The 25,154-nt window shown below is 72.3% G+C and carries 21 protein-coding genes; 19 read left to right on the top strand and 2 right to left on the bottom strand.

The features are described from left to right. The first annotated feature begins 162 nt into the window (after positions 1 to 162). The 14 genes from pyrR (at position 163) to ACFVFH_RS19210 (ending at position 16,768) form a co-directional block, all read left to right on the top strand. A complete protein-coding gene (gene pyrR, locus ACFVFH_RS19145) occupies positions 163 to 747 on the top strand; it encodes a bifunctional pyr operon transcriptional regulator/uracil phosphoribosyltransferase PyrR (protein ID WP_383769823.1) in 585 nt (194 codons plus the stop codon). A gap of 92 nt (positions 748 to 839) precedes the next feature. Beyond that, on the top strand, positions 840 to 1,826 hold the full coding sequence (locus ACFVFH_RS19150) for an aspartate carbamoyltransferase catalytic subunit (RefSeq protein ID WP_383769825.1): 987 nt from the start codon (positions 840 to 842) through the stop codon (positions 1,824 to 1,826). Positions 1,827 to 1,828: 2 nt separating this feature from the next. Next, positions 1,829 to 3,115, top strand: a complete 1,287-nt coding sequence (locus ACFVFH_RS19155) for a dihydroorotase (protein WP_383769828.1) — start codon at positions 1,829 to 1,831, stop codon at positions 3,113 to 3,115. Continuing rightward, a complete protein-coding gene (locus tag ACFVFH_RS19160; protein ID WP_383769830.1) occupies positions 3,112 to 3,690 on the top strand; it encodes a hypothetical protein in 579 nt (192 codons plus the stop codon). Before ACFVFH_RS19155 ends, ACFVFH_RS19160 begins: the two co-directional genes overlap by 4 nt. Then, a complete protein-coding gene (gene carA, locus ACFVFH_RS19165; RefSeq protein WP_383769833.1) occupies positions 3,687 to 4,829 on the top strand; it encodes a glutamine-hydrolyzing carbamoyl-phosphate synthase small subunit in 1,143 nt (380 codons plus the stop codon). The genes ACFVFH_RS19160 and carA overlap by 4 nt, the downstream gene beginning before the upstream one ends. Then, positions 4,822 to 8,130: a carbamoyl-phosphate synthase large subunit gene (gene carB / locus ACFVFH_RS19170; protein ID WP_383769837.1), complete on the top strand. Its 3,309-nt coding sequence runs from the start codon at positions 4,822 to 4,824 to the stop codon at positions 8,128 to 8,130. Before carA ends, carB begins: the two co-directional genes overlap by 8 nt. 57 nt (positions 8,131 to 8,187) lie before the next feature. Then, entirely contained in the window at positions 8,188 to 9,297 is a 1,110-nt protein-coding gene (locus ACFVFH_RS19175) for a quinone-dependent dihydroorotate dehydrogenase (protein ID WP_383769840.1), read from the top strand. Then, a complete protein-coding gene (pyrF, locus tag ACFVFH_RS19180) occupies positions 9,294 to 10,133 on the top strand; it encodes an orotidine-5'-phosphate decarboxylase (RefSeq protein ID WP_383769843.1) in 840 nt (279 codons plus the stop codon). The genes ACFVFH_RS19175 and pyrF overlap by 4 nt, the downstream gene beginning before the upstream one ends. A 244-nt stretch (positions 10,134 to 10,377) precedes the next feature. Beyond that, on the top strand, positions 10,378 to 10,701 hold the full coding sequence (locus ACFVFH_RS19185) for an integration host factor (RefSeq protein ID WP_003970367.1): 324 nt from the start codon (positions 10,378 to 10,380) through the stop codon (positions 10,699 to 10,701). 38 nt (positions 10,702 to 10,739) lie between these two features. Next, positions 10,740 to 11,357, top strand: a complete 618-nt coding sequence (gmk, locus tag ACFVFH_RS19190; RefSeq protein ID WP_329200486.1) for a guanylate kinase — start codon at positions 10,740 to 10,742, stop codon at positions 11,355 to 11,357. Between the two features lie 81 nt (positions 11,358 to 11,438). Continuing rightward, positions 11,439 to 11,711, top strand: a complete 273-nt coding sequence (rpoZ, locus tag ACFVFH_RS19195) for a DNA-directed RNA polymerase subunit omega (protein ID WP_003970369.1) — start codon at positions 11,439 to 11,441, stop codon at positions 11,709 to 11,711. A gap of 131 nt (positions 11,712 to 11,842) precedes the next feature. Next, positions 11,843 to 13,045: a bifunctional phosphopantothenoylcysteine decarboxylase/phosphopantothenate--cysteine ligase CoaBC gene (gene coaBC, locus ACFVFH_RS19200; RefSeq protein WP_383769846.1), complete on the top strand. Its 1,203-nt coding sequence runs from the start codon at positions 11,843 to 11,845 to the stop codon at positions 13,043 to 13,045. 242 nt (positions 13,046 to 13,287) lie between these two features. Beyond that, positions 13,288 to 14,496, top strand: a complete 1,209-nt coding sequence (gene metK, locus ACFVFH_RS19205; protein WP_383769849.1) for a methionine adenosyltransferase — start codon at positions 13,288 to 13,290, stop codon at positions 14,494 to 14,496. Positions 14,497 to 14,623: 127 nt separating this feature from the next. Beyond that, on the top strand, positions 14,624 to 16,768 hold the full coding sequence (locus ACFVFH_RS19210; RefSeq protein WP_383769852.1) for a primosomal protein N': 2,145 nt from the start codon (positions 14,624 to 14,626) through the stop codon (positions 16,766 to 16,768). 76 nt (positions 16,769 to 16,844) lie between these two features. Here ACFVFH_RS19210 and ACFVFH_RS19215 read toward each other — a convergent pair whose 3' ends face one another. Beyond that, complete coding sequence (locus ACFVFH_RS19215; protein ID WP_383769855.1) at positions 16,845 to 17,390, bottom strand: hypothetical protein; 546 nt, start codon at positions 17,388 to 17,390, stop codon at positions 16,845 to 16,847. A 229-nt stretch (positions 17,391 to 17,619) separates the two neighbouring features. Here ACFVFH_RS19215 and fmt point away from each other — a divergent pair, with 229 nt between their 5' ends. From fmt to ACFVFH_RS19235, 4 genes are all read left to right on the top strand, one after another. After that, positions 17,620 to 18,552, top strand: a complete 933-nt coding sequence (gene fmt / locus ACFVFH_RS19220; RefSeq protein WP_383769858.1) for a methionyl-tRNA formyltransferase — start codon at positions 17,620 to 17,622, stop codon at positions 18,550 to 18,552. A gap of 69 nt (positions 18,553 to 18,621) precedes the next feature. Next, positions 18,622 to 20,055 (top strand): RsmB/NOP family class I SAM-dependent RNA methyltransferase, encoded by a 1,434-nt coding sequence (locus tag ACFVFH_RS19225; protein WP_383769861.1) that lies wholly within the window; start codon positions 18,622 to 18,624, stop codon positions 20,053 to 20,055. A 242-nt stretch (positions 20,056 to 20,297) separates the two neighbouring features. After that, entirely contained in the window at positions 20,298 to 20,981 is a 684-nt protein-coding gene (gene rpe / locus ACFVFH_RS19230; protein ID WP_383769865.1) for a ribulose-phosphate 3-epimerase, read from the top strand. A 152-nt stretch (positions 20,982 to 21,133) separates the two neighbouring features. Continuing rightward, on the top strand, positions 21,134 to 22,150 hold the full coding sequence (locus tag ACFVFH_RS19235; RefSeq protein ID WP_093541023.1) for a sugar-binding transcriptional regulator: 1,017 nt from the start codon (positions 21,134 to 21,136) through the stop codon (positions 22,148 to 22,150). 99 nt (positions 22,151 to 22,249) lie between these two features. On the opposite strand, the gene ACFVFH_RS19240 is transcribed toward ACFVFH_RS19235, so the two are convergent. Next, positions 22,250 to 23,272 (bottom strand): terpene cyclase, encoded by a 1,023-nt coding sequence (locus ACFVFH_RS19240; protein ID WP_383769869.1) that lies wholly within the window; start codon positions 23,270 to 23,272, stop codon positions 22,250 to 22,252. Positions 23,273 to 23,579: 307 nt separating this feature from the next. Here ACFVFH_RS19240 and ACFVFH_RS19245 point away from each other — a divergent pair, with 307 nt between their 5' ends. After that, positions 23,580 to 25,046 (top strand): GuaB1 family IMP dehydrogenase-related protein, encoded by a 1,467-nt coding sequence (locus ACFVFH_RS19245; RefSeq protein WP_383769872.1) that lies wholly within the window; start codon positions 23,580 to 23,582, stop codon positions 25,044 to 25,046. The last annotated feature ends 108 nt before the right edge of the window (positions 25,047 to 25,154 follow it).

Here is a 25,154-nt window from a genome sequence, read left to right on the forward strand (position 1 = left end):
GAGGTTACGCAGCGTTACTTGGATGCGTCAAGCCGAATGGTCCGGACCGGCGTCTCCCGGGGGTGGGGACGGAGGGCGGCGCAAGCCCTGGTAACGTGGTTGACGCAATTTCGACGTCCTTTAAGGTCCGTCCCGTGAGGCGGAGAAGGAGGTCCGTTTCTTATGGACGCACAGCACGACGCCACCGGCAATGCGGCACGCCCCGTTCTGGAGGCTCCCGACATCGCCCGGGTACTCACCCGGATCGCCCACGAGATCGTCGAACGCGCCAAGGGCGCCGACGACGTGGTGCTCCTCGGCATCCCGACGCGAGGCGTGTTCCTCGCCCGCAGGCTCGCCGAAAAGCTCGAAGAGATCACCGGCGGAAAGATGCCGGTCGGCTCCCTCGACATCACCATGTACCGCGACGACCTGCGGCTGCGCCCGGCGCGCGCCCTGGCCCGCACCGACATCCCCGGCGAGGGCATCGAGGACCGCCTGGTCGTCCTCGTCGACGACGTCCTCTTCTCGGGACGCACGATCCGCGCCGCGCTCGACGCCCTGGGCGACATCGGCCGGCCCCGCGCCGTGCAGCTCGCGGTCCTCGTCGACCGCGGCCACCGCGAACTCCCGATCCGTGCCGACTACGTCGGCAAGAACCTCCCCACGTCGCTGCGGGAGACGGTCAAGGTCCAGCTCGCCGAGGAGGACGGCCGGGACGCCGTGCTGCTCGGCGTCGAGCGGACCGCCCCGGCGGGCGGGCAGTAGCTCCACCCCACCCGTACGGCCCCCGACGGGCCCGTACGGCTGCTTCCGCACGCCCGCACGCCTGAATCCTCCAGCCCCCGGAGAACACCCAGATGAAGCGCCACCTCATCTCGGCCGCCGATCTCACCCGCGACGACGCCGTCCTGATCCTCGACACCGCCGAGGAGATGGCCAGGGTCGCGGACCGGCCGATCAAGAAGCTCCCGACCCTGCGCGGCCGTACCGTCGTCAACCTCTTCTTCGAGGACTCGACGCGTACCCGCATCTCCTTCGAGGCCGCCGCCAAGCGGCTCTCCGCCGATGTCATCAACTTCTCCGCGAAGGGCTCGTCCGTCTCCAAGGGCGAGTCGCTCAAGGACACCGCGCTGACGCTGGAGGCGATGGGCGCCGACGCCGTCGTCATCCGGCACGGCGCCTCCGGTGCCCCGTACCGCCTCGCCACCTCCGGCTGGATCGACGGCGCCGTCGTCAACGCCGGTGACGGCACCCACGAGCACCCCACCCAGGCCCTCCTGGACGCCTTCACGATGCGCCGCCGCCTGGTCGGGGCCGACAGCGGTCTCGGCCGGGACCTCGAAGGCCGCCGGATCACCGTCGTCGGGGACATCCTGCACAGCCGGGTGGCCCGCTCCAACGTCCACCTGCTGCACACCCTCGGCGCCCACGTCACCCTGGTGGCCCCGCCGACCCTCGTCCCGGTCGGCGTCGAGCAGTGGCCCTGCGAGGTCAGCTACGGCCTCGACGAGGTGCTGCCGGAGTCCGACGCGGTGATGATGCTGCGTGTGCAGCGTGAACGGATGAACGCCGCGTACTTCCCGACCGAGCGCGAGTACTCCCGCCGCTACGGGCTGGACGCCGACCGCATGGCGCGGATGCCGGAACACGCCGTCGTCATGCACCCCGGCCCGATGGTGCGCGGCATGGAGATCACCGCCGAGGTCGCCGACTCCGACCGCTGCACGGCCGTCGAGCAGGTCGCCAACGGAGTCTCGATCCGCATGGCCGTCCTGTACCTGCTGCTCGGGGGGTACGAATCCGCCGCCCCCGCCGCCCCGTCCCGTACCGAGGAGAACAAGTGACCATGAGCAAGATCCTTATCCGCGGCGCGAGGATCCTCGGCGGCGACCCCCAGGACGTCCTCATCGACGGCGAGACCGTCGCGGCGGTCGGCACCGGCCTCGACGCCGGGGACGCGACCGTCGTCGAGGCGGAGGGCCGGATCCTGCTGCCCGGCCTGGTCGACCTCCACACCCATCTGCGCGAGCCCGGCCGCGAGGACTCCGAGACCGTCCTCACCGGCACCAAGGCCGCGGCCGTCGGCGGCTTCACCGCCGTGCACGCCATGGCGAACACCTTCCCCGTCGCCGACACCGCCGGCGTCGTCGAGCAGGTCTGGCGGCTCGGCAAGGAGTCCGGCTACTGCGACGTGCAGCCGATCGGCGCCGTCACGGTCGGCCTGGAGGGCAGGAAGCTCGCCGAGCTCGGCGCCATGCACGACTCGGCCGCCGGGGTGAAGGTCTTCTCCGACGACGGCAAGTGCGTGGACGACGCGGTGATCATGCGCCGTGCGCTGGAGTACGTGAAGGCCTTCGACGGCGTCGTCGCCCAGCACGCCCAGGAGCCCCGCCTCACCGAGGGCGCCCAGATGAACGAGGGCGTCGTCTCCGCCGAACTCGGCCTCGGCGGCTGGCCCGCCGTCGCCGAGGAGTCGATCATCGCCCGCGACGTCCTGCTCGCCGCCCACGTCGGCTCCCGGGTGCACATCTGCCACCTGTCGACCGCCGGTTCCGTCGAGATCGTCCGCTGGGCCAAGTCCAAGGGCTGGAACGTCACCGCCGAGGTCACCCCGCACCACCTCCTCCTCACCGACGAGCTCGTACGGTCCTACGACCCGGTCTACAAGGTGAACCCGCCGCTGCGCACCGAGGCCGACGTCAGGGCGCTGCGCGAGGCGCTCGCCGACGGCACCATCGACTGCGTCGCCACCGACCACGCCCCGCACCCGCACGAGGACAAGGACTGCGAGTGGGCCGCCGCCGCCATGGGCATGGTGGGCCTGGAGACCGCGCTCTCCGTGGTCCAGCAGACGATGGTCGACACCGGGCTCATCGACTGGGCGGGCGTCGCCGACCGGATGTCGTTCCGGCCGGCCGCCATCGGCCGGCTCGAAGGACACGGCCGGCCCGTCTCGGCCGGTGAACCCGCCAACCTCACCCTGGTCGATCCGGCATACCGTGGTGTCGTGGACCCCGCGGGCTTCGCGTCCCGCAGCCGCAACACTCCGTACGAGGGGCGCGAGCTGCCGGGCCGAGTCACCCACACCTTCCTGCGGGGCCGTGCAACGGTCGTCGACGGGAAGCTCGCGTGACATCACTCATCCCCCTGCACCAGCTCGCTGCCGAACAGAAGTCGGCAGAGGTGACCGACTGGTCCGCCCGGATCAGCTGGGTCGTCGGACTGATCGTCCTCATCGCCTTCGTCTACTGGCTGATGCGCCAGGGATGGAAGTGGCGGGGCAGCCTCCAGTCCGACCTGCCGGAACTCGCCGCCACCCCGGAAGGGTTCGCGGACGGCGAGAAACTGCTCACACTGACCGGCCGGTACCACGCCTCGACCACCGCCGGACAGTGGCTCGACCGGATCGTCGCCCGCGGCCTCGGCACCCGCAGCCGCGTCGAGCTCACCCTGACCGCCCAGGGCCTCGACGTCGTACGCCCCGGCGCGGCCGACTTCTTCGTGCCGGCCGCCGCGCTGCGCGAGGCCCGGCTCGACAAGGGAATCGCCGGCAAGGTCCTCCCCGAGGGCGGCCTGCTGATCATCACCTGGGCCCACGGCGACAAGCTGATCGACTCCGGCTTCCGCTCCGACCACTCCGCCGAGCACCCCGCCTGGGTCGAGGCCATCGACCGACTCACCAGAACTACGGAAGGCACCGCACGATGACGATCTCCACCCGGGGAGCCGCCCAGGCTCCCGCCGTACTCGTCCTGGAGGACGGCCGCGCCTTCCGCGGCCGCGCCTACGGGGCCGTGGGGGAGACCTTCGGCGAGGCGGTTTTCTCCACCGGCATGACCGGCTACCAGGAGACGCTGACCGACCCCTCGTACCACCGCCAGGTCGTCGTGATGACCGCCCCGCACGTCGGGAACACCGGGGTGAACGACGAGGACCCCGAGTCCGGACGGATCTGGGTCTCCGGCTACGTCGTCCGCGACCCCGCCCGGGTGCCCTCCAACTGGCGCTCGCGGCGCTCGCTCGACGAGGAACTGGAGCGCCAGGGCGTCGTCGGCATCAGCGGCATCGACACCCGCGCCCTCACCCGCCACCTGCGCGAGCGCGGCGCCATGCGCGTCGGCATCTTCTCCGGTGACGCGATCGCCGACGACGCCACGCTGCTCGCCCGCGTCCAGCAGGCCCCCGGGATGGTCGGCGCCGACCTCGCCGCCGAGGTCGCCACCAAGGAGGCGTACGTCGTCCCCGCCGTCGGCACCAAGCGGTTCACCGTCGCCGCGATCGACCTCGGCATCAAGGGCATGACCCCGCGCCGGATGGCCGAGCGCGGCATCGAGGTCCATGTGCTGCCCGCCACCGCCACCCTGGAGGACGTCTACGCGGTCGGCCCCGACGGCGTCTTCTTCTCCAACGGCCCCGGCGACCCCGCCACCGCCGACCACCCGGTCTCCGTCATGCGGGGCGTCCTGGAGCGGAAGACCCCGCTCTTCGGCATCTGCTTCGGCAACCAGATCCTGGGCCGCGCCCTCGGCTTCGGCACCTACAAGCTGAAGTACGGCCACCGCGGCATCAACCAGCCCGTGCAGGACCGCACCACCGGCAAGGTCGAGGTCACCGCGCACAACCACGGCTTCGCCGTCGACGCCCCGCTCGACAAGGTGTCCGACACCGAGTTCGGCCGCGCCGAGGTCTCCCACGTCTGTCTGAACGACCAGGTCGTCGAGGGGCTCCACCTCCTCGACCAGCCCGCCTTCAGCGTCCAGTACCACCCCGAAGCAGCTGCCGGCCCGCACGACGCCGCGTACCTCTTCGACCGTTTCGTCTCCCTGATGGAGGGCCAGCGTGCCTAAGCGCTCCGATATCCAGTCCGTCCTGGTCATCGGCTCCGGCCCGATCGTCATCGGGCAGGCCGCCGAGTTCGACTACTCCGGCACCCAGGCGTGCCGCGTGCTCAAGGCCGAGGGCCTGCGCGTCGTCCTGGTGAACTCCAACCCGGCGACGATCATGACCGACCCGGAGATCGCCGACGCCACGTACGTCGAGCCGATCACCCCCGAGTTCGTCGAGAAGATCATCGCCAAGGAGCGCCCCGACGCGCTCCTGCCCACCCTGGGCGGCCAGACCGCGCTCAACACCGCGATCTCCATGCACGAGAACGGTGTCCTGGAGAAGTACGGCGTCGAGCTCATCGGCGCCAACGTCGAGGCCATCCACAAGGGCGAGGACCGCGACCTCTTCAAGGGCGTCGTCGAGGCCGTCAAGGCGAAGATCGGCTACGGCGAGTCCGCCCGCTCGGTCATCTGCCACTCCATGGACGACGTCCTCGCGGGCGTCGAGACGCTCGGCGGCTACCCCGTCGTCGTCCGCCCCTCCTTCACCATGGGCGGCGCCGGGTCCGGCTTCGCCCACGACGAGGACGAGCTGCGCCGCATCGCCGGCCAGGGCCTCACCCTCTCGCCGACCACCGAGGTGCTCCTGGAGGAGTCCATCCTCGGCTGGAAGGAGTACGAGCTGGAGCTGATGCGCGACCGCAACGACAACGTCGTGGTCGTCTGCTCCATCGAGAACTTCGACCCGATGGGCGTCCACACCGGTGACTCGATCACCGTCGCCCCGGCGATGACGCTCACCGACCGCGAGTACCAGCGGCTGCGCGACATCGGCATCGCGATCATCCGCGAGGTCGGCGTCGACACCGGCGGCTGCAACATCCAGTTCGCCATCGACCCGACCGACGGCCGGGTCATCGTGATCGAGATGAACCCGCGCGTCTCCCGCTCCTCGGCGCTCGCCTCGAAGGCCACCGGCTTCCCGATCGCCAAGATCGCCGCCAAGCTCGCCGTCGGCTACACCCTCGACGAGATCCCCAACGACATCACCGAGAAGACCCCGGCCTCCTTCGAGCCGACCCTCGACTACGTCGTCGTCAAGGCCCCCCGCTTCGCCTTCGAGAAGTTCCCCTCCGCCGACTCCACCCTCACCACCACCATGAAGTCGGTGGGCGAGGCCATGGCGATCGGCCGGAACTTCACCGAGGCGCTCCAGAAGGCGCTCCGCTCGCTGGAGAAGAAGGGCTCGCAGTTCGCCTTCACCGGCGAGCCCGGCGACAAGGCCGCGCTGCTGGCCGAGGCGGTCCGCCCGACCGACGGCCGGATCAACACCGTCATGCAGGCGATCCGGGCCGGCGCCACCCAGGAGGAGGTCTTCGACGCCACGAGGATCGACCCCTGGTTCGTCGACCAGCTCTTCCTGATCAAGGAGATCGCCGACGAGCTCGCCGCCGCCGACGAGCTGGGCCCCGAGCTGCTCGCCGAGGCCAAGCGGCACGGCTTCTCCGACGCCCAGATCGCCGACATCCGCAGCCTGCGCGAGGACGTCGTGCGCGAGGTCCGGCACGCGCTGGGCATCCGCCCGGTCTACAAGACGGTCGACACCTGCGCCGCCGAGTTCGCCGCGAAGACGCCGTACTTCTACTCCAGCTACGACGAGGAGAGCGAGGTCGCGGCCCGCACCAGGCCCGCGGTGATCATCCTCGGCTCCGGCCCCAACCGCATCGGCCAGGGCATCGAGTTCGACTACTCCTGCGTCCACGCCTCCTTCGCGCTGAGCGACGCGGGCTACGAGACCGTGATGGTCAACTGCAACCCGGAGACCGTCTCCACCGACTACGACACCTCCGACCGCCTGTACTTCGAGCCGCTGACGCTGGAGGACGTGCTGGAGATCGTGCACGCCGAGACCCTCGCGGGCCCGGTCGCCGGTGTCATCGTCCAGCTTGGCGGCCAGACCCCGCTGGGTCTCTCGCAGGCGCTCAAGGACAACGGCGTCCCGGTCGTCGGCACGTCCCCGGAGGCGATCCACGCCGCCGAGGACCGCGGCGCCTTCGGCCGCGTCCTGGCCGAGGCCGGACTCCCGGCCCCGAAGCACGGCACGGCCACCACCTTCGACGAGGCCAAGGCCATCGCCGACGAGATCGGCTACCCCGTCCTCGTCCGCCCCAGCTACGTGCTCGGCGGCCGCGGCATGGAGATCGTCTACGACGAGACCCGGCTCTCCTCGTACATCGCCGAGTCCACCGAGATCAGCCCCACCCGGCCGGTCCTGGTCGACCGCTTCCTCGACGACGCGATCGAGATCGACGTCGACGCGCTCTACGACGGCACCGAGCTCTACCTCGGCGGCGTGATGGAGCACATCGAGGAAGCCGGCATCCACTCCGGCGACTCCGCCTGCGCGCTGCCCCCGATCACCCTCGGCGGCCACGACATCAAGCGGCTGAGGGCCTCCACCGAGGGCATCGCCAAGGGCGTCGGCGTACGCGGGCTGATCAACATCCAGTTCGCGCTCTCCGGCGACATCCTCTACGTCCTGGAGGCCAACCCGCGCGCCTCGCGCACCGTCCCCTTCACCTCGAAGGCGACCGCGGTCCCGCTCGCCAAGGCCGCCGCCCGCATCTCGCTGGGCGCGACCATCGCCGAGCTGCGCGCGGAGGGGCTCCTCCCGGCGAACGGCGACGGCGGCACCCTCCCGATGGACGCGCCGATCTCCGTCAAGGAGGCCGTCATGCCGTGGTCGCGCTTCCGTGACATCCACGGCCGCGGCGTCGACACCGTCCTCGGCCCGGAGATGCGCTCCACCGGTGAGGTCATGGGCATCGACTCGGTCTTCGGCACGGCGTACGCCAAGTCGCAGGCCGGCGCCTACGGCCCGCTGCCCACCACGGGCCGCGCGTTCATCTCGGTCGCCAACCGCGACAAGCGCTCGATGATCTTCCCGGCGCGCGAACTCGTCGCCCACGGCTTCGAGCTGCTCGCCACCTCCGGCACCGCCGAGGTCCTCAAGCGCAACGGCATCAACGCCACGATCGTGCGCAAGCAGTCCGAGGGCGTCGGCCCGCAGGGCGAGCGGACCATCGTCCAGCTGATCCACGACGGCGAGGTCGACCTCATCGTCAACACGCCGTACGGCACGGGCGGCCGCCTCGACGGCTACGAGATCCGTACCGCGGCCGTGGCCCGGTCCGTGCCGTGCCTGACGACGGTCCAGGCGCTCGCCGCCGCCGTCCAGGGCATCGACGCGCTCACCAACGGAGGCGTCGGCGTCGGTTCCCTCCAGGAACACGCGGAACATCTGACCGCGGCCCGCGACTAGCAGACCGACAGGGGGGACACCGGAAACGGTGTCCCCCTCTCCGTGAGGACACTCCCGATGTACAAGTTCTTCTTCCGGCTGGTCTTCAAGCGGATGGACGCGGAACAGGCCCACCACCTGGCCTTCCGGTGGATCCGCCTCGCCGCCCGCGTCCCCGTGCTGCGCACCTTCGTCGCGGCCGCGCTCGCGCCCCGCTACGAAGAGCTGCGCACCGAGGCCCTCGGCCTGCGGATGCACGGCCCCTTCGGCCTCGCCGCCGGCTTCGACAAGAACGCCGTCGCGATCGACGGCATGGCGATGCTCGGCTTCGACCACGTCGAGATCGGCACGGTCACCGGCGAACCCCAGCCGGGCAACCCCAAGAAGCGCCTGTTCCGCCTCGTCGCGGACCGCGCGCTGATCAACCGCATGGGCTTCAACAACGAGGGCTCCGCGGCCGTGGCCGCGCGCCTGGCCGCCCGTGAGCCGGTCTTCCGGACCACCGTCGGCGTCAACATCGGCAAGACCAAGGTCGTGCCGGAGGCCGAGGCCGCCGACGACTACGTGAAGTCCACCGAGCGCCTCGCCGCGCACGCCGACTACCTGGTCGTGAACGTCTCCTCGCCCAACACCCCGGGGCTGCGCAACCTCCAGGCCACCGAGGCGCTGCGTCCCCTGCTCGGCGCGGTGCGCGAGGCCGCGGACCGCACCGTCACCGGACGGCGGGTGCCGCTGCTCGTCAAGATCGCCCCGGACCTCGCGGACGAGGACGTCGACGCCGTCGCCGACCTCGCGGTCGAGCTCGGCCTCGACGGCATCATCGCGACCAACACCACCATCGCCCGCGACGGCCTCGGCCTGCGCTCCTCGCCGTCCCTGACCGCGGAGACCGGCGGGCTCTCCGGAGCCCCTCTCAAGGCACGTTCCCTGGAGGTGCTGAGCCGCCTGTACGCACGCGTGGGCGACCGGATCACCCTGGTCGGTGTCGGGGGCGTCGAGACCGCCGAGGACGCCTGGCAGCGCATCCTCGCGGGCGCCACGCTCGTCCAGGGCTACAGCGCCTTCATCTACGAGGGCCCGTTCTACGCCAGGGCGATCCACAAGGGCTTGGCCGCGCGCCTGGCCGCCTCCCCGTACGCCACCCTCGCCGAGGCCGTCGGCGCAGAGACCAGGAAGGCCACCGCATGAGCCCCGAACCGTTCGGCGCGCGCCTGCGCCGCGCCATGGACACCCGCGGTCCGCTGTGCGTCGGCATCGACCCGCACGCCTCGCTGCTCACCGCCTGGGGCCTGGGCGACGACGTCGCCGGGCTGGAACGCTTCACACGTACGACCGTCGAGGCCCTGGCCGACCGGGTCGCCGTGCTCAAGCCGCAGTCCGCGTTCTTCGAGCGCTTCGGCTCGCGCGGCATCGCCGTCCTGGAGAAGGCGGTCGAGGAGGCGCGGGCGGCCGGCGCGCTGGTGCTGATGGACGCCAAGCGGGGCGACATCGGCTCCACCATGGGCGCCTACGCGGCGACCTACCTGGAGCCGGGCTCGCCGCTGTTCTCGGACGCGGTCACCGTCTCGCCGTACCTCGGCTTCGGCTCGCTGCGCCCGGCGCTCGACGCGGCGGTCCTCTCCGGGGCGGGCGTCTTCGTGCTCGCCCTCACCTCCAACCCGGAGGGCGCCGAGGTGCAGCGCGCCACCGCCGCCGACGGCCGTTCGCTGGCCCAGCTCATGCTCGACCACATGGCCGCCGAGAACGAGGGGGCGGCCCCGCTCGGCTCCGTCGGCGCGGTGGTCGGAGCCACGCTCGGGGACGCGGGGGCGGACCTGGCGATCAACGGTCCGCTGCTCGCCCCCGGGATCGGGGCACAGGGCGCGACGCCCGCGGACCTGCCCGGTGTCTTCGGCGCCTCGGTGGGCAACGTGGTGCCCAGCGTGAGCCGGGGCGTGCTGAGCCGGGGACCGCACGTGGCGGGACTGCGCGAGGCGGCCGAACGGCTCACGGACGAGATCCGGGCAGCCGTGGCGGGTAGGTGAGCATGCCACGTAACGGGGTGTTGACTCTTTCCTGACCAAAAAACTCGGTTGTTATGCCTGAAATGTCCTGGTCGGCCAAGGCTGACCAGGACTTTTCGTTGGTTCTCGCTGACTCCGGCGGCCCTGGCCGCTAGTCTCCGTCGAGAGCCGACGTGCACGAGGTGCCCGTCGCTCACCTGGTGTGGAGCGCTCAGCTTCCTCACCGGTCCGTATCCGACAGATCGACATCCGAGGTGACGTAGGCGTGGCTCTTCCGCCCCTTACCCCTGAACAGCGCGCAGCCGCGCTCGAAAAGGCCGCCGCGGCTCGCCGGGAGCGGGCCGAGGTCAAGAATCGACTCAAGCACTCCGGCGCCTCCCTCCACGAGGTCATCAAGCAGGGCCAGGAGAACGACGTCATCGGCAAGATGAAGGTCTCCGCACTGCTGGAGTCCCTGCCGGGCGTGGGCAAGGTCCGCGCCAAGCAGATCATGGAGCGGCTCGGCATCTCCGAGAGCCGCCGGGTCCGGGGTCTCGGCTCCAACCAGATCGCATCCCTGGAGCGTGAGTTCGGCGGCAGCCCCGCCTGACGTTCTCAGGCACTCCTGAGAACCTGGATAATCGCTCCATGGCTGCAACATCCCGGGGGACGTCCCCCGTACCCCCGGACGTACGTCCGCGGCTGACCGTGCTCTCCGGCCCCTCCGGGGTCGGCAAGAGCACGGTCGTCGCTCATATGCGCAAGGTCCACCCGGAGGTCTGGCTCTCGGTGTCGGCGACGACCCGCAGGCCGCGCCCCGGCGAGCGCAACGGCGTCCACTACTTCTTCGTGGACGACGAGGAGTTCGACAAGCTGATCGCCAACGGCGAGCTGCTGGAGTGGGCCGAGTTCGCGGGCAACCGCTACGGCACGCCCCGCCGTGCCGTGCTCGACCGCCTGGAGGCGGGTGAGCCGGTGCTCCTGGAGATCGACCTCCAGGGCGCCCGGCTGGTCCGGCAGTCGATGCCGGACGCCCAGCTGGTCTTCCTGGCCCCGCCGAGCTGGGAGGAGCTGGTCCGCCGGCTCACCGGCCGCGGGACCGAGGCGCCCGAGGTGATCGAGCGCAGGCTCGCCGCCGCCCGTGTCGAACTGGCCGCCGAGTCCGAGTTCGATACGACGCTGGTCAACACCTCCGTCGAGGATGTGGCCCGTGAACTGCTAGCCTTGATGCTGGAGGTTTCCGGCCACCGTGCCGACAGCGACTGACGACGTCGGTACGCACGGCCACCGCGGACCTCCGCATCGTCAAAGATTTCTTTGATCTTTACCCCCTTCGGAAGGCAGAGAGTGTCCTCTTCCATCACCACGCCCGAGGGCATCATCAACCCGCCGATTGATGAGCTCCTCGAGGCCACCGACTCGAAGTACAGCCTCGTGATCTACGCCGCCAAGCGCGCGCGCCAGATCAACGCGTACTACTCGCAGCTCGGCGAGGGTCTCCTGGAGTACGTCGGTCCGCTCGTCGACACCCACGTGCACGAGAAGCCGCTCTCGATCGCGCTCCGCGAGATCAACGCGGGCCTGCTCACCTCCGAGGCCATCGAGGGCCCCGCGCAGTAAGCAGGAATGCATCCTCACCTCAGGCCCGGCGGCCACCGCTGCCGGGCCTGAGGTGTGCCCGGGGCGACGGCACCGGGCCCGCCGGGGTGAGGCAGCATGGGGTTGTTCGTATCCGAGTGCGGGGAGACGCAGTGGACAAGCCGAAGGTCGTTCTGGGGGTCAGCGGCGGCATCGCCGCGTACAAGGCGTGCGAACTGCTGCGCCGGCTGACCGAGTCCGGTCACGATGTACGGGTCGTGCCGACCGCGTCGTCGCTGCACTTCGTGGGCGCGGCCACCTGGTCGGCGCTCTCCGGCCACCCGGTCTCCACCGAGGTCTGGAACGACGTCCACGAGGTGCCGCACGTCAGGATCGGGCAGGAAGCCGACCTGGTGGTCGTCGCTCCGGCCACCGCCGACCTGCTCGCCAGGGCCGCCCACGGCCTCGCCGACGACCTGCTCACCAACACGCTGCTCACCGCACGCTGTCCGGTCGTCTTCGCACCCGCCATGCACACCGAGATGTGGGAGCACCCCGCCACCCGGGAGAACGTCGCCACCCTGCGCCGCCGGGGCGCCGTCGTCATCGAGCCCGCCGTCGGCCGGCTCACCGGCGTCGACACCGGCAAGGGCCGGCTGCCCGACCCCGGGGAGATCTTCGAGGTCTGCCGCCGGGTGCTGGCCCGGGGGCCCGTCGCGGCCGACCTGGCCGGGCGCCATGTCGTCATCAGCGCGGGCGGTACGCGCGAACCGCTCGACCCGGTGCGCTTCCTCGGCAACCGCTCCTCCGGCAAGCAGGGCTACGCCCTGGCCCGCACCGCGGTCGCCCGCGGTGCCCGGGTCACCCTCGTCGAGGCCAACACCGGGCTGCCCGACCCGGCCGGAGCCGACGTGCTGCGCGCGGGGACCGCCGTGCAGCTGCGCGAGGCCGTGCTGAAGGCCGCCGCGGACGCCGATGTGGTCGTGATGGCGGCGGCGGTCGCCGACTTCAGGCCCGCCGAGTACGCGACGGGGAAGATCAAGAAGAAGGACGGCCAGGAACCCGCGCCCATCGCGCTCGTCCGCAATCCGGACATTCTCGCCGAGGTGGCCCGCGAGCGCGCCCGGCCGGGCCAGCTCGTCGTCGGGTTCGCCGCCGAGACCGACGACGTCCTCGCCAACGGGCGGGAGAAGCTGCGCCGCAAGGGCTGCGACCTCCTCGTCGTCAACGAGGTGGGGGAGCGCCGGACCTTCGGCGCCGAGGAGAACGAGGCGGTGGTGCTCGCGGCCGACGGCGGCGAGACCCAGGTGCCGTACGGCCCCAAGGAGGCACTCGCCGACACGGTCTGGGATCTCGTGTCGTCGCGTCTCGGATGAAAATCTTGTGACGCGCCCGGGACGGGGCCGAAACCCTTGAAATATGGGCGTAAATGACGTCGTCCCGGGGTGGCCGGTACGCGTCGGCGGGCCGTGCCGCAGGTCACAGAACTCCCAAAGGGCGAGACATGTTGTCCGCCGAACGAAAGCGACCGATAAACTGGGGCCGGACCATGCCGGGCGCAGCTCCCGGCGGTCCGCCAAATGATCAGCCAGCAGCCGCTGCAACCCCAGGGAGCGATGTGTCCCGCCGTCTCTTCACCTCGGAATCCGTTACCGAGGGTCACCCCGACAAGATCGCTGACCAGATCAGCGACACCATTCTCGACGCGCTGCTCCGCGAGGACCCCCGGTCCCGCGTCGCCGTCGAGACCTTGATCACCACCGGTCTGGTGCATGTTGCGGGTGAGGTCACGACCAAGGCCTACGCCGACATCCCGACCCTCGTACGCAACAAGGTCCTGGAGATCGGTTACGACTCCTCCAAGAAGGGCTTCGACGGCGCTTCCTGCGGCGTCTCGGTGTCCATCGGGGCGCAGTCTCCCGACATCGCGCAGGGCGTCGACACCGCGTACGAGCAGCGGGTCGAGGGCGACGAGGACGAGCTCGACAAGCAGGGCGCCGGCGACCAGGGCCTGATGTTCGGCTACGCCTGCGACGAGACGCCCGAGCTCATGCCGCTCCCGATCCACCTCGCGCACCGGCTCTCCCGCCGGCTCTCCGAGGTCCGCAAGAACGGGACCATCCCGTACCTGCGCCCCGACGGCAAGACCCAGGTCACCATCGAGTACGACGGCGACAAGGCCATCCGCCTCGACACGGTCGTCGTCTCCTCGCAGCACGCCAGCGACATCGACCTCGACTCGCTGCTCGCGCCCGACATCCGCGAGTTCGTCGTCGAGCACGTGCTGGGGCAGCTGATCGAGGACGGCATCAAGCTGGACACCGACGGCTACCGGCTGCTGGTCAACCCGACCGGGCGCTTCGAGATCGGCGGCCCGATGGGCGACGCCGGACTGACCGGCCGCAAGATCATCATCGACACCTACGGCGGCATGGCCCGCCACGGCGGCGGCGCCTTCTCGGGCAAGGACCCGTCGAAGGTGGACCGCTCGGCCGCCTACGCCATGCGCTGGGTCGCCAAGAACGTCGTCGCCGCGGGCCTCGCCGCCCGTTGCGAGGTGCAGGTCGCGTACGCCATCGGCAAGGCCGAGCCGGTCGGTCTCTTCGTCGAGACCTTCGGCACCGCCGCGGTCGAGACCGAGAAGATCGAGCACGCCATCGGCGAGGTCTTCGACCTCCGCCCGGCCGCGATCATCCGCGACCTCGACCTGCTCCGCCCGATCTACGCCCAGACCGCGGCCTACGGCCACTTCGGCCGTGAACTCCCCGACTTCACCTGGGAGCGCACCGACCGCGTGGACGCGCTGCGCGCGGCGGCCGGTCTGTAGGACCGCCGCTGCTTCGTCCGTATGCCGGGGCCCGGACACCGCACAGGGTGTCCGGGCCCCGGTACGTCCGGGCCCCGGCACCGCCTCGTCGGGGCCGCTGTCGGTGGTGTCTGGTAGGTATGTGGCTGTGAGCAGCGACGACGAGCGGTCCGCGGACCCCGGGGACGAGGCCCCGGAGCAGCTTGCCCTGATCCGGGAGACGGTGCGCCAGGCCAAGGTGCCGCGGGCCAAGCCGCGCACCTGGCGCGGCGCCGCGCTCGCCAAGGAACTGCCGGTCGCCCGGGTGCTGGTCAACAAGGGCGTGCTCCATCTCGACCAGTACTTCGACTACGCGGTGCCCGAGGAGCTCGACGCCGAGGCCCGGCCCGGGGTGCGGGTGCGGGTGCGCTTCGGGGCCGGGGGGCGCAATGTGCGCGGCGGCCGGCGGGAGGGCGGCGGGCTCATCGATGGCTTCCTGGTGGAGCGGCGCGCCGAGTCCGACTACCCCGGCGCCCTCGCGGCCCTCGCCTACGTCGTCTCGCCCGAGCCCGTGCTCGGGCCGGAGCTGCTCGCCCTCTCGCGCGCCGTCGCCGACCGCTACGCGGGCAGCCTCGCCGATGTGCTCCAGCTCGCCGTGCCGCCCCGGAACGGCAGGGCCGAGTCCCGGCCCTCGCCCGAGCCCCTGCCGCCCCCGCCCGCCCCGCCGGCCGGGAGCTGGGAGCGGTACGCACAGGGCCCGGCGTTCCTGCGGGCGCTGGCCGAGGGCGGCGCGCCCCGGGCCGTGTGGACCGCGCTGCCCGGACCCCACTGGCCCGAGGAGATCGCCCGCGCCATGGCCGCGACGCTCGCGTCCGGGCGCGGCGCCCTCGTCGTCGTCCCCGACGGCCGCGCCGCCGCGCGGGTGGACGCCGCGCTCACCGGGCTGCTCGGCCCGGGACGCCACGCCCTGCTGACCGCCGACTCCGGACCGGAGAAGCGCTACCGCGAGTGGCTCGCCGTCCGGCGCGGCTCGGTGCGGGCGGTCGTCGGCACCAGGGCGGCGATGTTCGCCCCGGTCGCCGACCTCGGCCTGGTCGCCGTCTGGGACGACGGGGACGCCAGCCACAGCGACGACAACGCCCCCTTCCCGCACGTCCGCGAAGTGCTCGAACTACGGGCCGCGCACGGCCGGTGCGCCTTCCTGCTCGGCGGTACGAACTGCACGGTGGAGGCCGCCCAGCTGGTGGAGAGCGGCTGGGCGCTGCCGCTGCGCGCCGACCGGGAGCAGCTGCGGATCGCGGCGCCCCTGGTGCGCACGGTCGACGACGGGGAGCTGGCCCGGGACGGCGCGGCGCGCGCCGCGCGGCTGCCCAGCCTGGCCTGGCAGACGGTACGGGACGGGCTGCGCCGCGGCCCGGTCCTGGTCCAGGTGCCACGCCGGGGATACGCGCCGAGGCTGGCCTGCGAGCGCTGCCGCGAGCCCGCCAGGTGCAGGCACTGCGCCGGGCCGCTCCAGGCGCCGGACCAGCGGGATCTCGACTGCGCCTGGTGCGGGCGGCCCGAGACCGCCTGGCACTGCGCCGCCTGCGGCTCCTCCCGGCTGCGGGCCCGGGTCGTCGGCGCCCGCCGCACCGCCGAGGAGCTGGGCCGGGCCTTTCCCGCCGTGCCGGTGCGGACGTCGGGCCGCGACCACATCCTCGACTCGGTGCCCAACACGCCCGCGCTGGTCGTCAGCACCCCCGGCGCCGAGCCGCCGGCCGAGGGCGGTTACGCGGCCGCGCTGCTGCTGGACGGCTGGGCGATGGTGGGCCGCCCCGATCTGCGGGCGGGTGAGGAGGCGCTGCGCCGCTGGACGGCCGCGGCCGCGCTGGTGCGCGGGCAGCCGGAGGGCGGCACGGTGGTGGTCGTCGCCGAGCCGACGCTGAGGCCCGTGCAGGCCCTGGTGCGCTGGGACCCGGTCGGGCACGCCCGCCGTGAGCTGGCGGAGCGGGCCGAGCTCGGCTTCCCCCCGGTCTCCCGGATGGCTTCGGTGACCGGCACGCCGGAGGCGCTGGCCGCGTTTCTCGCGGCGGCCGCACTGCCGCCGGAGGCCGAGGTGCTGGGCCCGGTCCCGGTGCCGGTCACCGGGCCGGGCAGGCCCCGCAGACCCGGGGACTCCCCCGCGGGGGAGTCCTGGGAACGGGCGCTGCTCAGGGTGCCGCCGGGCAGCGGGGCGGCGCTCGCGGCCGCGCTGAAGGCCGCGCAGGCGGCGCGGATGTCCCGGGGGAGCGCCGAGCAGGTCCGGATCAGGGTGGACCCGCCGGACATCGGATGACGGTGCGGAGATGCGGCTGCCCCGCCGTGCGTCGGGCGCGGCGGGGCAGGGGACGGGCGGGGGACGGGAGGGACGGTCAGCCGTTGCGCGGGCCGGGGAAGGCGCCGGGACGCACGTCCTCGCGCAGCGACGGGCGGTCCGCCGAAGGCTGGGGCGGCATGGAGCGTGCGGCGGGTACGGCCGGCAGCGCGGGGGCGCCGCCGGAGCCGGGCACGACGGGCAGGGGGCGCGGTACCGCCGCCTCCCCGGTGGTCTCGGCCCCCGACTGCCGGGCGTTGCGCCGTGCGCCGTAGCGGCGGTGCACGGCCTGCTTGGTGACCCCGAGCGCGGAGCCCACCGCGTCCCAGGAGAAGCCCAGCGAGCGGTCGAAGTCGACCGCGGCGGTGACCAGGGTCTCGACGCTGTCGCGCAGTTCCTGGGCCAGCCTGACGGTGGGGGCCGGGGCCCTGCCGTAGACGACGAAGCCCGTGGACGGGCCGGAGCGGCGCGGACGGTAGACGTTGCCCAGTTGGGCGGTGAGCGTGCGCAGCGCGTCCACCTGCCGCCGGACCCGCTCGATGTCCCGCACCAACAGATGCAGACTGGCCCTCGCTTGGGCGTCGTGGGTTGCGTGGTCGGCCATGAAGAAGCCTCTCGAACCGGCGTTGAAAGGGATCGGGCCGCACCGTGGCGGCTCGCTTCGGTCAATCTCTCTTGACCAACGCCTCAGCTGTGGATCTGGTCACGCTTCAGGGGCGCATGCGCCCTTCAAAGGGGCGCGCGGCCATGCGTACGCCCCCCGGCCGCCCGGCCCATAGACTGGTGCGTTGCTCGTCACCGCACGTTTCGGCCCGAGAGGCAGTCAGCCACCCATGAAGCTCGTCTTCGCAGGCACCCCCGAGGTCGCCGTACCCGCCCTGGACGCCCTGATCGCCTCCGACCGGCACGAGGTGGCCGCCGTGGTGACCCGCCCCGACGCCCCCGCCGGGCGGGGGCGCCGCCTGGTCGCCAGCCCCGTCGCCGAGCGCGCCGAGGAGGCCGGCATCGAGGTGCTCAAGCCCGCCCGGCCGCGCGAGGCGGACTTCCTCGCCCGGCTGGGGGAGATCGCCCCCGACTGCTGCCCGGTCGTCGCCTACGGGGCGCTGCTCCCCAAGGAGGCGCTCGCCGTCCCCGCCCGCGGCTGGGTCAACCTGCACTTCTCGCTGCTGCCCGCCTGGCGCGGCGCGGCCCCGGTGCAGCACTCGGTCATGGCCGGGGACGAGGTCACCGGCGCGTCGACCTTCCTGATCGAGGAGGGGCTGGACTCCGGCCCGGTGTACGGCGTCCTCACCGAGGAGGTGCGCCCCACCGACACCAGCGGCGATCTGCTCACCCGGCTGGCGTTCGCCGGCGCGGGGCTGCTCGTCGCGACGATGGACGGCATCGAGGACGGCACCCTGCACGCCGTGCCGCAGCCGGCCGAGGGCGTCACCCTCGCACCGAAGATCACCGTCGAGGACGCACAGGTGCGGTGGTCGGCTCCCGCCCTGCGGGTCGACCGGGTGGTGCGCGGCTGCACCCCCGCCCCCGGCGCGTGGACGCTGTTCCGCGGCGAACGCCTCAAGCTGATCCAGGCGGTCCCCGTCCTGGACCGCACCGACCTGGCGCCCGGCGAGCTCTCGGCGGCCAAGAACAACGTCCACGTGGGCACCGGGTCGCACGCGGTCGAGCTGCTCTGGGTCCAGCCCCAGGGCAAGAAGCCGATGCGGGCCGCGGACTGGGCGCGCGGGGTGCGCATCGCCCACGGCGAGCTGCTGGGGAGCTGAGGCCCGCCGGGGGACGGCGACGTAGGCTGGGAGGGTTCGCCCCCTCACCGTCAGCGGAGCACCTTTCACGTGAACGACCAGCAGCGTCGCCGTCCCGCCAAGCCGCATCGCCGCCCCAGGAAGGACCCGGTCCGGTTCCTCGCCTTCGAAGCCCTCAGGGCCGTCGACGAACGGGACGCGTACGCCAACCTCGTCCTGCCCCCGCTGCTGAAGAAGGCCCGTGCCAAGGGCGACTTCGACAACCGGGACGCGGCGCTGGCGACCGAGCTGGTCTACGGCACGCTGCGCCGCCAGGGAACGTACGACGCGATCGTCGCCGCCTGCATCGACCGGCCGCTGCGCGAGGTCGACCCACCGGTCCTGGACGTGCTGAACATGGGCGTGCACCAGCTGCTGGGCACCCGCATCCCCACCCACGCCGCGGTCTCCGCCAGCGTGGAGCTGGCCCGGGTGGTCCTCGGCGAGGGCCGGGCCAAGTTCGTCAACGCCGTACTGCGCAAGGTCTCGGCGGACGACCTCGACGGCTGGGTGGCCAAGGTGGCCCCGTCGTACGAGGAGGACGCCGAGGACCACCTCGCGGTCGTGCACTCGCATCCGCGCTGGATCGTCTCGGCGCTGTGGGACGCGCTGGGCGGCGGCCGTGCCGGGATCGAGGACCTCCTCGAAGCGGACAACGAGCGGCCGGAGGTCACCCTGGTCGCCCGCCCCGGCCGCTCCACCACCGACGAGCTGCTCACCGCGCTCGGCGACGAGAACGGCCTGCCGGGCCGCTGGTCGCCGTATGCCGTACGGATGGCGGAGGGCGGCGAGCCCGGCGCGCTGACCGCGGTCCAGGAGGGCCGGGCCGGGGTCCAGGACGAGGGCAGCCAGCTGGTGGCCGCCGCGCTCGCCGCCGCACCGTTGGAGGGCAGCGACAGCTGTTGGCTCGACGGCTGCGCGGGCCCCGGCGGCAAGGCCGCCCTGCTCGCCGCGCTCGCCGCCGAACGCGGCGCCGCCCTGCTCGCCGCCGAGAAGCAGCCGCACCGGGCCCGTCTCGTCGAGCGCGCGCTGGCGGGCAACCCCGGCCCCTACCAGGTGATCACCGCGGACGGCACCCGGCCGCCGTGGACGGCCGGCGGCTTCGACCGGGTGCTGATGGACGTGCCGTGCTCGGGCCTCGGCGCCCTGCGCCGCCGTCCGGAGGCGCGCTGGCGCCGCCGCAAGGAGGACCTGGAGAACTTCGCCCCGCTCCAACGGGCCCTGCTGCGCGAGGCGTTGAAGGCGGTACGGGTCGGCGGAGTGGTCGGCTACGCGACCTGCTCGCCGCATCTCGCCGAGACCCGGGTCGTCGTCGACGACGTGCTCAAGGGGCGCGGCGACCGGCCCGTCGCGGCCGAGTGGGTGGACGCCCGCCCGCTGATGCCGGGCGTGCCCGCGCTGGGCGACGGCCCCGACGTCCAGCTGTGGCCGCATCTGCACGGCACGGACGCGATGTACCTGGCCCTGCTGCGGCGCACCGCCTGAGCTCCCGGCGGGTTCCCGGGGGCTAGCCGTCGTGCCCCGGCCCCGGCCGCCCGCAGGCCGTCCGGCGGGCTCCGGGGCCGTCCGGCGCGACGCGCCCCGGGGGGCTTGGCGCGCCACCGGGCCGCCCGAAACGCCCGGATCGCGCCGCCGGAGCGCCCCGATCGCGCGAACTGTAATGATCCCGTGAGGCTTTGGCCCGTACCGGGGCGGGGAAGTGGCGCGGAACATGGCAGGCTTGGGACATGGCCCAGATCAACCCCAGCATCCTGTCCGCCGACTTCTCCCGTCTCGCCGAGGAGGCGAAGGCGGTCGAAGGCGCCGACTGGCTCCATGTCGATGTGATGGACAACCACTTCGTGCCCAATCTGACCCTCGGCGTGCCGGTCGTCGAGTCGCTCGGCCGGGCCACGGACATCCCGCTGGACTGCCATCTGATGATCGAGGACCCGGACCGCTGGGCCCCCCGGTACGTCGAGGCCGGCGCGGGTTCCGTCACCTTCCACGTGGAGGCCGCGGCGGCCCCGGTGCGGCTGGCGCGGGAGATCCGGGCCAAGGGCGCCCGCGCCTCCATGGCGCTCAGGCCCGCGACGCCCATCGAGCCGTACGAGGACCTCCTCCCCGAGCTCGACATGTTGCTGATCATGACGGTGGAGCCGGGCTTCGGCGGCCAGGCCTTCCTGGACATCATGCTGCCGAAGATCCGCCGCACCCGAGAGCTGATCTCCAAGCACGGCCTGGAGCTGTGGCTCCAGGTCGACGGCGGCGTCTCCGAGGCCACCATCGAGCGGTGCGCCGAGGCCGGGGCGGACGTCTTCGTCGCGGGTTCGGCGGTCTACGGGGCGGCGGACCCGGCCGAAGCGGTGCGGTCCCTGCGCGACCGGGCGGCCGGGGCCACCGCCTCGGCGGCCTGGGCCTGCGCCCACTGACACCGGAACCGGCCGGCGTCCGCTCCTGCGGGTCGGCCGGGCCAAGGGCAGATGAACTCGGTCCGACGGGACCGATCAGGGAACGCCGGATCTGACAGGATGAACGGCGTATCGAGAGTGTGAACAGCAGTGAGGAGATCGCGGTGTCTGCAATGTCGGCGGGACGGTCCGCCCTGCGGATGGGGCCCGCGGAGCTGGTCCAGGCGGCGGCCATGGCGCGCCGCTTCTACCTTGAGGGAAAGTCGAAGATCCAGATCGCCGAGGAGTTCGGCGTCAGCCGCTTCAAGGTGGCCCGGGTCCTGGAGACGGCCCTCGAGCGCGACCTCGTACGGATCGAGATCCGCGTCCCCGCCGAACTGGACGCCGAGCGTTCCGACGCGCTCCGGGCCCGCTACGGGCTGCGCCACGCGGTCGTCGTCGAGTCCCCCGCCGAGGAACAGGACGACGCGCCCGACCCGGAGAACCTGGGCGAGGTCGCGGCCGATCTTCTCGGCGAACTGGTGAACGAAGGGGATGTCCTGGGTCTGGCCTGGGGCCGGTCCACCATCCACATGGCCGCGGCGCTCGACCGGCTGCCGCCCTGCACGGTCGTGCAGCTCACCGGGGTGTACGACGCGGGGACGGCCGAGCGCGGCTCGGTGGAGGCGGTCCGCCGGGCCGCCCAGGTCTCCGGCGGCGAGGCCCACCCCATCTACGCGCCGATGCTGCTGCCCGACCCGGCCACGGCCGCCGCGCTGCGCCACCAGACCGGCATCGCCCGCGCCTTCGACTACTTCGACAAGGTGACGGTCGCGGCGGTCTCCATCGGTTCCTGGGAGCCGGGCATCTCGACCGTCCACGACATGCTCAGCGACGAGGAGCGGGCGCACTACGCCTCGCTCGGCGTCGCGGCGGAGATGTCGGCGCACCTCTTCGACACCGAGGGGCGGCGGGTCGGCCGGGACCTGGGCGAGCGCTGCATCACGGTCGAGGCCGACCGGCTGCGCCGGATCCCCGAGGTGGTGGCGATCGCGGGCGGTCAGCGCAAGGCCGCCGCGATCGGGGCGGTGCTGCGGTCCGGGCTCGTCACCAGCCTGGTGACGGACACGGCGGCGGCCGACTACCTGCTGACGGAGTCGGCGGCGCCGCAGCGGCCGGCGCTGGAGCGGGCCGACCCGGACGGGGACTGAACGAACCCGGGGGCGGCGACCGCCCCCGGTGCACGACGAACCGCCCGGACGGCGCAGAGGCCGTCCGGGCGGTCCCGTCCGGTGACCCGGTCCGGTGGCTCAGTCCGGGGCCACGCCCAGGACCGTCGCCTCCAGGTACTCCTCCGGCTCCTCGTACTGGCTCACCTCGGCCGGGTTGTAGCGCGGGGTCTCCCGCGACCAGTCCAGGTTGCCGCGCATCCAGCTCCGCATGCCGTCCAGGTACGGCGTGAGCATCCAGGACAGCTGCGGGTACGCGGCCAGCAGCTCCGCCTCGGCGGTGAGGAAGCGCTCCGTCTCCGTGGTGATCTCCGCGCAGACGTGTTCGAGCGCCTGCCGCTCGCCGTAGCCGCGGTGGTGCCGGACCAGATGGACGAGATTGTGGATCTCGCCGAGCACCTGCTCCTTCTCGTAGGAGTACACGTCGTTGGCCCAGCACACGACGTTGCACGAGGCTTCCAGCGCGGTGATGAACCGGGAGTCGTTGTGGATCGACTCGGGAGCCTCGATCCCGGCCACGATCTCTATCAGGTCCATGCAGACGTGTATCGCCCCGGTGTGGCGGCGCTTGGCGATGTACGTCTCCTCGGACGGCACCACCCCGGCGGCCCGGTTCCCCGCCTCCCACGTGGTGGCCGTCGTGAGGTACGTGGTGAGATGCCAGCCGAAGCGGGTGCGCCAGTGCGCGGCGGCGGACGGCGTGGTCCGCTCCCACAGATCGGCCAGGGCGACCACCGCGGCCGGAAGCCGACCGTCCGGCAGGGCGCCCGGGGTGTCGCCCCCGATCACGGCGCGCATCAGGTCCACCACGTCCCGCACCCGCTCCGGGCTGCGGCCGAGGTGGCCGTCGTCCAGCTGGTCGTCGACGAGAAACAGCCAGACGAACCAGTCGGCGACGAGGTCGAGGTTCTTGCTGTCGGCGGTCGGGTACACCATGCCGACGAACGCTCCGAAGTCCGCCTGGACGAAGCGTTCCCTGGCCGAATCGCGGTGCACCAGACCGGTGTTGCGGGTCCATTCGTCGAGGTGGACCCTGGTGTGCCCGACGTGCGGGTTGGTTCTCTGGGGGAACGGGCAGTAGATGTCCGGCAGTTCGCTCTCCACGGGTGGGTCGTGATCCTCTCCGGTCGTACGGATGACGGAAGTTGTGACCCTTCCGGCTGTTCCCCCGGGGCGCAGACGAGACCCACGGGACCTGCGGGTTTGAAGCTACCGGACCCCTCGTCGCCAGGTCCAGGGAAGATGATCGGGAATGATTCGAACGTCTTTCGGGTAGGGTCCGCGGGCAAGGCAGGTTCCACTTGCCCGGGACTCCCGCCCGGTTCCTTCGGAGGAACATACGAACGCGGGTGTCTTTTGTTGTGTCTTCGTGGAAGCGACCTGCTCCGTTTCGTGTGAAAAAATGAGCGATATGCGTTTCCTTGAGCCCGGTACTGGTCGTTACACAGAGACCCCCTCGGTCCCGTACGACCTCACCTACGACGACGTCTTCATGGTCCCGGGCCGTTCGGCAGTCGGTTCCCGCCAGGGTGTCGACCTCTCCTCGCCCGACGGCACCGGCACCACCATTCCGCTCGTCGTCGCGAACATGACGGCCATCGCAGGCCGCCGGATGGCCGAAACGATCGCCCGCCGCGGTGGGCTCGTCGTCATCCCGCAGGACATCCCGATCGAGGTCGTCACCGACGTCATCTCCTGGGTGAAGACGCGCCACCTGGTGCTCGACACGCCGATCGTGCTGGCCCCGGGCCAGACCGTCGCCGACGCCCTCTCGCTGCTCCCCAAGCGCGCGCACGGCGCGGGCGTCGTCGTCGACGAGGAGCAGCGGCCCCTCGGCGTCGTCACCGATCACGACCTGACCGGCGTCGACCGCTTCACCCAGCTCTCCGAGGTCATGTCCAAGGACCTGGTGCTGCTGGACGCGGACATCGACCCGCGCGACGCGTTCACCAAGCTGGACGGCGCCAACCGCAAGCTCGCCCCCGCGGTCGACGCGGAGGGGCGGCTCGTCGGCATCCTCACCCGGAAGGCCGCACTGCGCGCCACTCTGTACACCCCCGCCACCGACGCCGAGGGCAGGCTGCGGATCGCCGCCGCCGTCGGGATCAACGGCGATGTCGCGGGCAAGGCCAAGCAGCTCCTCGACGCGGGTGTCGACACGCTCGTCGTGGACACCGCCCACGGCCACCAGGAATCCATGATCAGCGCGGTCCGGGCCGTCCGCGCGCTCGACCCGCAGGTCCCGATCGTCGCGGGCAACATCGTCGCCGCCGAGGGCGTGCGCGACCTCGTCGAGGCCGGCGCGGACATCATCAAGGTCGGTGTCGGCCCCGGCGCCATGTGCACCACCCGGATGATGACCGGAGTCGGCAGGCCGCAGTTCTCCGCCGTCCTGGAGTGCGCCGCCGAGGCGAAGAAGTACGGCAAGCACGTCTGGGCGGACGGCGGCGTCCGGCACCCGCGCGATGTCGCCATGGCGCTCGCCGCGGGCGCGTCCAACGTGATGATCGGCTCCTGGTTCGCCGGTACGTACGAGTCGCCCGGCGACCTCCAGCAGTCCGCCGACGGCCGCTTCTACAAGGAGTCCTTCGGCATGGCGTCCGCGCGCGCCGTGAAGAACCGCACCTCGGACGAGTCCTCCTACGACCGGGCCCGCAAGGCGCTCTTCGAGGAGGGCATCTCCACCTCGCGGATGTTCCTCGACCCGGCCAGGCCCGGCGTCGAGGACCTGATCGACTCGATCATCGCGGGCGTCCGCTCCTCCTGCACCTACGCCGGCGCGGCCTCGCTGGCGGAGTTCGCCGAGAAGGCGGTCGTCGGGGTGCAGAGCGCCGCCGGATACGCCGAGGGCAAGCCGCTGCACGCCAGCTGGAGTTGATCCCCCCGACCCCGTGACACCCGTGCCCCTCCCGGCCGTTCGCGCCCGGAGGGGCACCGGCGTCTTTGGGCGCGAACGGCCGGGAGGTACGGGGTCTCCGGCCCCCTC

This window comes from Streptomyces sp. NPDC057697 (assembly GCF_042799335.1).
Taxonomy (GTDB): Bacteria; Actinomycetota; Actinomycetes; order Streptomycetales; family Streptomycetaceae; genus Streptomyces.